Annotated in this window: 8 protein-coding genes; 6 read left to right on the forward strand and 2 right to left on the reverse strand. The window is 63.9% G+C overall.

Annotated elements, in window-relative coordinates; genetic code table 11:
• Window positions 1–249 (reverse strand): VOC family protein (locus WEA77_RS04310; protein WP_368066635.1); only part of this gene is annotated, 249 nt, incomplete at its 3' end.
• 329 nt (window positions 250–578) lie between these two features.
• Here WEA77_RS04310 and WEA77_RS04315 point away from each other — a divergent pair.
• Window positions 579–1,064: a flavodoxin family protein gene (locus WEA77_RS04315; protein ID WP_368066636.1), complete on the forward strand. Its 486-nt coding sequence runs from the start codon at window positions 579–581 to the stop codon at window positions 1,062–1,064.
• Window positions 1,065–1,291: 227 nt separating this feature from the next.
• Here the strand turns inward: WEA77_RS04315 and ispH are convergent, their stop codons facing one another.
• Complete coding sequence (gene ispH / locus WEA77_RS04320; protein ID WP_368066637.1) at window positions 1,292–2,239, reverse strand: 4-hydroxy-3-methylbut-2-enyl diphosphate reductase; 948 nt, start codon at window positions 2,237–2,239, stop codon at window positions 1,292–1,294.
• A 117-nt stretch (window positions 2,240–2,356) separates the two neighbouring features.
• Here ispH and WEA77_RS04325 point away from each other — a divergent pair, with 117 nt between their 5' ends.
• The 5 genes from WEA77_RS04325 to WEA77_RS04345 form a co-directional block, all read left to right on the forward strand.
• Window positions 2,357–2,914 carry a hypothetical protein gene (locus tag WEA77_RS04325; RefSeq protein ID WP_368066638.1) on the forward strand — a complete coding sequence of 186 codons (558 nt, stop codon included), beginning with the start codon at window positions 2,357–2,359 and terminating at the stop codon, window positions 2,912–2,914.
• Window positions 2,915–2,917: 3 nt separating this feature from the next.
• A complete protein-coding gene (gene argS, locus WEA77_RS04330; protein ID WP_368066639.1) occupies window positions 2,918–4,687 on the forward strand; it encodes an arginine--tRNA ligase in 1,770 nt (589 codons plus the stop codon).
• A 147-nt stretch (window positions 4,688–4,834) separates the two neighbouring features.
• A complete protein-coding gene (locus WEA77_RS04335; RefSeq protein WP_368066640.1) occupies window positions 4,835–5,383 on the forward strand; it encodes an MgtC/SapB family protein in 549 nt (182 codons plus the stop codon).
• A 44-nt stretch (window positions 5,384–5,427) separates the two neighbouring features.
• Window positions 5,428–5,610: an RNA polymerase sigma factor gene (locus WEA77_RS04340; RefSeq protein WP_368066642.1), complete on the forward strand. Its 183-nt coding sequence runs from the start codon at window positions 5,428–5,430 to the stop codon at window positions 5,608–5,610.
• Window positions 5,607–5,910: DUF6768 family protein (locus WEA77_RS04345; RefSeq protein ID WP_368066641.1), on the forward strand; the 304-nt coding region annotated here is incomplete at its 3' end. The genes WEA77_RS04340 and WEA77_RS04345, both read left to right, overlap by 4 nt.

A 5,910-nucleotide genomic window follows, 5' to 3' on the forward strand; every position in this document is an offset into this window, starting at 1 on the left:
GATAAGGCTGAGATTGTTGCCGTCCGGATCATTGAACCAGCAGACTTTCACCGCGCCGCCGGGCGCCGGCCAGACACCGTCCGCGTCCTGGCCGAAGCCGGGATAGACCAGGAATTCCGCGCCCCTGGCTTTCAGCGCGGCGATGGCGGCGCAGATGTCTGGCACGGCCCAGCCGAGCACGGTATGTGCCCCGGCCTGCCAGCCCTTTACGGTGGTGAGGCGCAGCGCGGCGCCGGCAATATCGAACACTGCGGCGAAGTCATCCGTCGAGACATGGACCTAGCCCAGCAGGTCCCGGTACCAGGCGGCGGCGTGCGTATGGTCCGGCGTGAGAACGAAGGTAATGGGCTTGGCGTGGGTGAGGTTCATGGCGGGGCTCTTGATTATGCAGGGACGTTAGCACGGTGCCATGCGACGCGAGAGTCCCCCCTGCGACACGCGCCTTTTGGCGCGCGCCACTTCCTCCGCTAGAGCGGTGAAGGAAAGACCTCGCACCTGGACGTGCCCTCTTTCCTCCACCGCGAAGCGGACGGATGGGGGCCTCGCTATCCGCCTCATCCCCGGTTTAGGATGTCCCCATGAAACACCTCCTCATCATCTGGCATTCGCGGACCGGGGCGGCGGAGACGATGGCGCGGGCGGCGTTTGAAGGGGCGCGCGAGGAGGGCGAGGTGCGGCTGCTGCGGGCGCAGGACGCGTCAGCGGAGGATGTGCTGGCCGCGCACGGATACCTGTTCGCCGCGCCGGAAAATCTCGCCAGCCTCTCCGGCGAGATGAAGGAATTTTTCGACCGCTGCTACTATCCTGTGCTGGGGCGCGCCGAGGGGCGGCCCTATGCGCAGATGATTGCGGCGGGTTCGGACGGCGCCAACGCCGCCCGCGAGCTCGCCCGCATCGCCATGGGCTGGCGCCTGCGCGAAGTGCAGCCGCCGATGATCGCGGTTACGGATGCCCAGACCCCGGAGCAAATCTTAGGCCCGAAGACGCTGGACGCGGTCTTGCTGACGAAATGCCGCGAACTGGGCGCGGGGATGATGGCGGGGGTGGAGAGCGGGATTTGGTGAAGGGGCGCGACACGCAGGGCGCATTAGGCGCAGCGCAATGCACCGGGCACCGGCGAAGTTGGTGTGCTGCGGCTTTCGGCCTCAATGCACCCTTGGTCTTTGAGGGCCGCAACGTAGCGGGTGGCCACCACAGATCGAAAACGGGGGCAAATTGCCAGATGAGCTAAGATCGGAGCATTCATGCTCAGCATACTGCTGCATAAGCCGCAGAGAATACTAGCCAACCCTCACCCCGCCAACACCCGGGGCAACTTGAAGACAACCGTTTCCTTCGCCGTTTCCACGCCTTCGACCGTTACGTCGAAGCGGTCGCGGCAGGCGTTGATGACGCCTTGCACGAGGTCTTCGGGGGCGCTGGCGCCGGCGGTCAGGCCCAGCGTCGAGACGCCGTCGAACCAGGACCAATCGATGTTTTCGGCGGAGGCGATGAGTTCGGCATGGGCGGCGCCGGCGCGCAGGGCGACCTCGACGAGGCGGACGGAGTTTGAACTCGTCCGTGCACCGATGACCAGCACGAGGCCGGCGCCGGGGGCGAGAACCTTGACGGCTTCCTGACGGTTTGTGGTGGCGTAGCAGATGTCTTCCTTGTGCGGCGTGGAGATGCCTGGAAAGCGCGCCTGCAGGGCGGCGACGATTTCGGCGGTGTCGTCCACGCTGAGGGTGGTCTGTGTGAGGAAGGCAAGGTTGGCGGGGTTTGCGGGCGTGTAGGTGGCGACGTCTTCCACCGTTTCGATCAGGGTGACCGAGCCTTCGGGCAGCTGGCCCATCGTGCCGATCACTTCGGGGTGTCCGGCATGGCCTATGAGGATGATCTCGCGCTGGTTGGCGTGGTGGCGCTCGGCCTCGATATGCACCTTGGAGACGAGCGGGCAGGTGGCGTCGAGGTAGATCATGTTGCGGCGGCTCGCCTCGGCGGGCACGGATTTGGGCACGCCGTGGGCCGAGAATATGACCGGGCGGTCGTCCGGGCATTCGTCCAGTTCCTCGACGAAGACGGCGCCAAGGGCTTCCAGACGCTCCACCACGTGCCGGTTGTGGACGATCTCGTGGCGCACGAAGACGGGGGCGCCCCACTTGGCGAGGGATTCCTCGACGATCTGAATGGCGCGGTCGACCCCGGCGCAGAAGCCCCGGGGGGCGGCCAGGCGGAGGGTGAGGGGGCGTTTCTGGGTCATTCGGGGCCTCAAATCTCCTGCGCCTGGTGCGTTGCGTGTCGGCGCCAAGGCCTTTAACACGGGCAAGCTATCAGATGGACCCGCCTTTACATACGGCCAAGACGGACACGCAGACGCATGCTGAAATTTGCCCCTCTTTTCCTCGCGCTGGTCCTGGCAGGCTGCAGCACGCGCCTCGCCCAGCAGCTGGACGATACGCCGAATGCGGGCCCGTGCCCGGTGGCCGGCTCGATCCATGATGCCGCCCGGTATGTAAAGTTCCAGGACGGGGACGGCCAACTGTATTCGAACATCGAGTATACCGGCGAGATCACCAATGTCCGGCTGTATTGCCGGTATTTCAAGGAAATCCCGCTGGAAGCCGAGATCGAGGTGGATTTCGCCTTTGGCAAGGGTCCGGCGGCGACGGCGGATACGCATGACTACCGGTATTTCGTGGCGGTGACGCGCCGCAACGGGAAGGTGCTGGCGAAGGAGTACTTCGACACCCGGGCCGAGTTCGGCCGCGGGCTGGTGACCGGCAAGTCGGAATTCGTCAACAGGATCATGATCCCGCGCGCGGACGAGTCGATCTCGGGGGTGAACTTCGAGGTGATCGTCGGCTTCGAACTGACGCCCGAGCAGCTCGAGTTCAACCGATCCGGCAGCCGTTTCCGCCTCGACGCGGCGAAATAATTCATGGCGAGCCTGGCTAAGGAGCTGTCGGCCGCTGCGGGCGCCGCGTTCGAAGCCGTGGGCCTTGAGGCGCGATTCGGCGAGGTGCGCCGGAGCGACAAGCCGGAGCTTGCGGATTTCCAGTGCAATGGCGCGATGGCGGCGGCGAAGGCGGCCGGGCGGGTGCCGCGCGAGATTGCGGTCGAGATCGCCGGGGCGCTGAAGTCACACCCGCTGGTGCTGTCTGCCGAGGTGGCGGGGCCGGGGTTTATCAATATTCGCGTGTCGGATGCGGCCTTGTCGGCGCGGGCAGAAGCGGTGCGCGGCGATGCGATGGCGGGGGCGGAGAAGGCGGCGGACGCAGCGGTCACCGTGATCGATTTTGGCGGCGCTAACGTAGCCAAGCCGATGCATGTCGGCCATCTGCGCTCGGCGGTGATCGGCGACACGCTGCAACGGATGCTGCGCTTCCTCGGCGATACGGTGATCTCGGATGTCCACCTCGGCGACTGGGGCCTGCAGATGGGCCACCTCGTTACCGAACTAGAGGACGAGCAACCGGGGCTGATCTATTTCGATGCAGGCTATCCGGGGCCGTATCCGAAGGAAGCGCCGGTCTCGATCGAGGATCTGGGCCGGCTGTATCCGCAGGCCAGCAACAAGGCGAAGGCCGACGAGGCGCGCAACGAGCGCTCGCAGAGGGCGGTCGCCGAGATGCAGGCCGGGCGGGCGGGCTACCGCGCGCTGCTGCGCCATTTCATCGACGTCTCGGTCGAAGCGCTGAAGATCGACTACGGTTTCCTCAATGTCTCGTTCGACCTCTGGAAGGGTGAGAGCGATGTCGATCGCCTGATCCCCGGCCTCGTCGAGCGGTTCAAGGCGGCAGGTCTTGCCGAGCAGAGCGACGGGGCCTGGATCGTTCATGTCGCCAGGCAGAGCGATAAAAAGGAAATGCCGCCAGTGATGCTGGTCAACAGCCGGGGCGGTACTGGGTATCACACGACGGACCTCGCCACGATCGAAGACCGGATGTCGACGCTGAAGCCCATGCCGGAGCGGATGCTGTATGTGGTCGATCAGCGCCAGGCGCTGCACTTCGAACAGGTCTACCGCGCTGCAGGGCTACTGGGGCTGATCGAGGAGAGCCGGTTGGAGCATATCGGCTTCGGCACGGTGAACGGCGCGGACGGCAAGCCCTTCAAGACGCGCGAAGGGGGCGTGCTGCGGCTGGCGGACGTGCTGGCTATGGCGCTGGAAGAGGCGGACAAGAAACTCGCGGCTGCCAACCTCCCCGCCGATATGGGCGCCGACGAGCGAGCAGATGTGGCGAAGAAAGTGGCGGTCGCTGCGCTGCGCTTCTCCGACCTGATGAACACGCGCACGACAAACTATTTGTTCGACCTCGAGCGTTTCACGAGCTTCGAGGGCAAGACCGGGCCTTACCTGATGTATGCGGCGGTGCGGGTGAAATCCGTGCTGCGCAAGGCGGCAGAAGCGAGGCATGCACCGGGCATGGCGGCGGTGACGCAAGACACCGAGCGCGCTCTGGTCCTGCAGCTCGACGGCTTCGGCGCCGCGCTGCTGGGCGCGCGTGAAAAGCGGATGCCGCATATCCTGTGCGAACATCTCTACAGCCTCGCGCAAGCGTTCAGCGCGTTCTACGCGGCGCTGCCGATTGCGGCGGAACCGGACGCTGCGAAGCGCGCGAGCCGGCTGGCGCTGGCGGACGCCGTGAGGCACCAGCTGGAGACGGGGCTGGACCTGCTGGGCATTTCTGTGCCGGCGCGGATGTAGGGTGCCGGACGGATTGCGGGCATCAATCGCGGGCATGAATCGCAGGATTGAGGTTGAGTCAGCCCGGCAGTTTCTGGCTCTTTTTAAGCCACTTGAGGCATCGATAGAACGTTACCCTGAAGTCCCAACTAAAAGGCCAGGCTCAAAATGCTGCAAGAAATCCGGTCAACAATCATCGCAGAGTTTTCTGACATACCGGATGTTGCGACGGTGACCAAGATAACTATCCGTATTTCCGTTGCTGCATTGCTTGGCGGAATTCTGGGATACGAGAGGGAGCGGAAAGCGCGGGGTGCGGGCGTACGGACCCATATGTTGGTAGCAGTTGGTGCAGCCATATTCGTTATTGGGCCAACTCAGGCTGGGATGTCGGTGGGGGATCTTTCGCGAATCATTCAGGGGATCATTCAAGGGATAGGGTTTCTGGGCGCTGGTGCAATAATCTTGGGCACTGCTACGCGGCAGGTCCAAGGACTGACTACAGCTGCCAGCGTCTGGGCTGCAGCTGGGATAGGCATATCTGCGGGGTTAGGACTTGAAGCAACCGCAGTGCTGGCAACCGTCGTAGTTTTGTTTGTTCTGGCAATTGTTCCCGTGTTCGTGAGGCGGGCACCCCTAACTTCCTTGGATGCATCGGAAAATGCAGTGCCAGTAGCCGAGGGTGCTTCGATAAAAGCCGGGTCGCAGATCAAATAACGCGGGAGCCTGCCTGGCCGGATGGCGCGCCGCTGCGCCATGCAATCCTTGAAGCGCTGGGCCAGCTCAGCGCCGAACACCGGATCGCCGCGATCGTGTATTTCAGCGAGGGGCTGACCCTCGCCGAAACCGCCGCTGCCACGGGCATTTCCGTCGCCACGGCAAAGTCGCGCATCTTGCATGCGCGCCAACACCTGAAGGACCTTCTGGAAGGAGACCTGACATGACCAACTTTGAAAACCGGCTGAAGGAAAGCCTGTCTGCGGAAGACGAAGCCTTCCTGCGCAATCTGGAAGCGGGCGAAAGCCTTTTCGGCCAGCTTGGCTCGACCTTTTCCGGCCCGATGCAGCTGTGGACCGGCTTTGCCTTCGTGCTGAGCTTTGCCTTTTTCGGCGTCGCCGTTTGGGCAGGTTTCAAGATGTACGAGACGACCGAGCCGCGCCTGATGGTGTTCTGGCTCGGCGTGTTCCTGTTCGCGATGATCGCGGTGGGGCTGATCAAGATCTGGTTCTGGATGCGGATGAACC

Origin of the sequence: Hyphomonas sp. (assembly GCF_040882205.1) — a bacterium.
GTDB lineage: Bacteria > Pseudomonadota > Alphaproteobacteria > Caulobacterales > Hyphomonadaceae > Hyphomonas.

Bases quoted from the DNA above. Each gene is read 5' to 3' on its own strand.
- WEA77_RS04315 (WP_368066636.1), top strand. From the start codon at position 579: ATGAAACACCTCCTCATCATCTGGCATTCGCGGACCGGGGCGGCGGAG.
- ispH (WP_368066637.1), bottom strand. From the start codon at position 2,239: ATGACCCAGAAACGCCCCCTCACCCTCCGCCTGGCCGCCCCCCGGGGC.
- WEA77_RS04325 (WP_368066638.1), top strand. From the start codon at position 2,357: ATGCTGAAATTTGCCCCTCTTTTCCTCGCGCTGGTCCTGGCAGGCTGC.
- argS (WP_368066639.1), top strand. From the start codon at position 2,918: ATGGCGAGCCTGGCTAAGGAGCTGTCGGCCGCTGCGGGCGCCGCGTTC.
- WEA77_RS04335 (WP_368066640.1), top strand. From the start codon at position 4,835: ATGCTGCAAGAAATCCGGTCAACAATCATCGCAGAGTTTTCTGACATA.